Here is a 2543-nt window from a genome sequence, read left to right as displayed (position 1 = left end):
ATGCCGCCTCCCGATCACCAGCAATCGATACGGTAACAGCTGATCGAACCCACAGACGAGAACGATTGCTGCCAACGCCGCAAGCATCGAGCTGAGGGAGACAATCCGACCCAAAGCCAGCGCGATGCCGAAGTCCGTCGCGGCACCCAATCCCACCGGCCACGACATCGCCAGCAACACACCGAGTCCGGTCGCCACTGACTTGCCGCCGGTAAAGTTCAACTCAAGCGGCCATGCCCCAACAGCACGGCAATCCCGGCCAGGCATACGGCCCATGGCACCCAGATTTGCAAACCAGACGTAGGGCCTCCCATAGGCCGGAGCCATCAACCGCACCGTATGCCCTAACGTCTGCAGCCTTGATCTGCGTCAATGTGGCCAGAACTGGGCAGAACCAGCCTACATCATCGTTGCCGGACTGGAGAGCCCAGCAATGTCAGCTCGGTTCGATTAGGTCACCATCGCAGGATATGCCTGCTTAGTGATCTCGGCGATGGCCGTCATCGTCGTTGCCCATATCGGATCGATCCGACAACTGTCGCGGCGCTTGATGACGCGTTCTGCGAGATCGGGACGGTCGCGCTTGAGGCGGCGCAGCTGGCATGTGGCGCCACGATCATCGTCATTAAAGGTAGCAACGCTACCTTTGCCCCGCCGCCTATCTGGCGCTTGCCAAGCACCGCGGCAGCGGCGGTACCATTAGAGAAATCGCATGTTGCCGATCGGGGGGACATTTGTCGCAACGCTATCGCCGCCGCCGTTGAGATCGCTAAGATTTTCTTGATGGTCCGTGACATTTGCCGCACCTTCTGTCCGGGCACCTCGTCCCAAATTTGGAACGAGGACCAATCTTGGACGCGAGCATGGTGTTCGTGGTTCGGACGGTTTTGTACGTGCGACAAATTATTTTTGAACGCCGCTTCCACGCCGCTGAACGCCAGTCACCGCCAATCGCGACGTTGCGCTGCTGTCTGACGCCGTCGAGGTGTTGCGCCTGCGCGGCAAGTTGTCCTTCGGTTGTCGAACGATGACCCTATGTCATATGGGCGACCGCAGTTGGCTTTATTTCAGCGATCGACTTCGACCGGGCCCTCGATCACCCATCGACCCGCCAGCCGCCACACATCGCAGAATTCCGCCACGCATTACTTCTTCCCGACGGGCATCGCTTGCGCGACAAGCCCAATACCGTCCTGTTTGAACCTTGAATGAAGGTTTTTGCACTAACCAAAGGGGACCACCCAACGGACAAGCGCTGGTCTGAAAGACGCTGCGGCGCGACAGCAGCGAAGTGTAGCCCTTCGCCCGCAGCACCGGTGCTCACGGTGAGGCTTTCGGCAGCGATGAGAGGTAAAGATCCATGGCACACCTTGTTCCGAACCCGCCGCCGGTGGACTACCAAAAACCTCAGATAACGAGTTTCTCCATAGGTGCTGACGGTGTTGGAAAACTGTTAGCTTGGGGATGCGCTCCAGGAAAGAACTGGCGGGTCGGAACCGATTTCGCAGACGAAGTGGTCTCGGACTGGTATACTTCGACGTTTCCAGACCTGACGTACTTTTACATAAAGGGCGCAAGGAAGGGCATGAAGCTTGCGATATTCGTGGTGGGGGATAGTGGTTCATGGGTACGCTATTCAGAATATGTCGAAGTCGATTCCAATTTAGGTGATAAATGGGCCGCTAAAGCTGCTGCTGGCATCCTAAATCAATCTAGCTACAACTCACACATCAAGTTTTATCCCTTTGGGGCTCCGCAGGGTAATCCATCCATGTCAGAAGACGAATGGATGAATAAAATTGAGGAAACGCTCGGCACATTAAATAGAAACGTGATCGGTAGCTGTGTCCTTAGGAATATTAGGAAAGACATCGTCATCCACCCATTTCTGCGGCCGTATCAGCAAGCTTATTCAAGCGTTCTCATTAATCCTGGGCAATGGGTCACTGATTTCAGGCCAGGCGCGAGAGTCGACGAAGTGCTGCTGCACGAGCTAATCCACGTGATCGAAAATAACGCAAGGGTGTACGAGAACAGATATGGCTTTACCTTCGACAGTTCGGACTTTCTGACCGTCAACGCCACGAACGTATACTCTTGCATGCTTGGGCGAGGCCTAAGGAAGGATCACGGACCGTTTGAGTATCTTCCAGTCGAGCATTTTAGAAATCCGAAGCTGCACTGGGAACAGCAGTCACCTAACTATTGGGCGGCATCTGGGACTGCACCGGATCTAGTGCGCGTCCTGGGAGAAGTCGAAGGCTTTTGGAATCCTTTCTCCTACCTCGCTCAGTCCCAAAAAATATGGGGGACTTTGGCGGGGGATTAATTCTACCGACCCCGGAATAAAGGAGCATATCAGACGGACGGCGGGCCGGCCTCGGACCATCGCCCGACGCCGTGCAGGCACGGCATCCTTCAATGGAGACGTGCCAACCAGCCGGTGAATTGATGACGAGAACCAGGACTGTCTATGTCCCACCCGGCGCAAATAACCCATCAGGCGACAAAATCGTTGTGCCGGACCAATTTCCAATTGCCTA

The 2543-nt window shown here is 55.5% G+C and carries 1 protein-coding gene and 1 pseudogene; one reads left to right on the top strand and one right to left on the bottom strand.

Annotation, left to right across the window (positions count from 1 at the left end):
• Positions 1-293, bottom strand: a pseudogene (locus JQ586_RS40115) (glycerol-3-phosphate acyltransferase); the annotation flags it as partial.
• Positions 294-1360: 1067 nt separating this feature from the next.
• Here JQ586_RS40115 and JQ586_RS40110 point away from each other — a divergent pair.
• Positions 1361-2329 (top strand): hypothetical protein, encoded by a 969-nt coding sequence (locus JQ586_RS40110; RefSeq protein WP_212400137.1) that lies wholly within the window; start codon positions 1361-1363, stop codon positions 2327-2329.
• The last annotated feature ends 214 nt before the right edge of the window (positions 2330-2543 follow it).

The sequence above is a fragment of the Bradyrhizobium jicamae genome, from assembly GCF_018130215.1.
In the GTDB taxonomy this organism is placed as follows: domain Bacteria; phylum Pseudomonadota; class Alphaproteobacteria; order Rhizobiales; family Xanthobacteraceae; genus Bradyrhizobium; species Bradyrhizobium jicamae_A.
The sequence above is the reverse complement of the archived record's forward strand: the minus strand, read 5'-3'. Positions and strand labels throughout refer to the sequence as shown.

Bases quoted from the DNA above. Each gene is read 5' to 3' on its own strand.
- JQ586_RS40110 (WP_212400137.1), top strand. From the start codon at position 1,361: ATGGCACACCTTGTTCCGAACCCGCCGCCGGTGGACTACCAAAAACCT.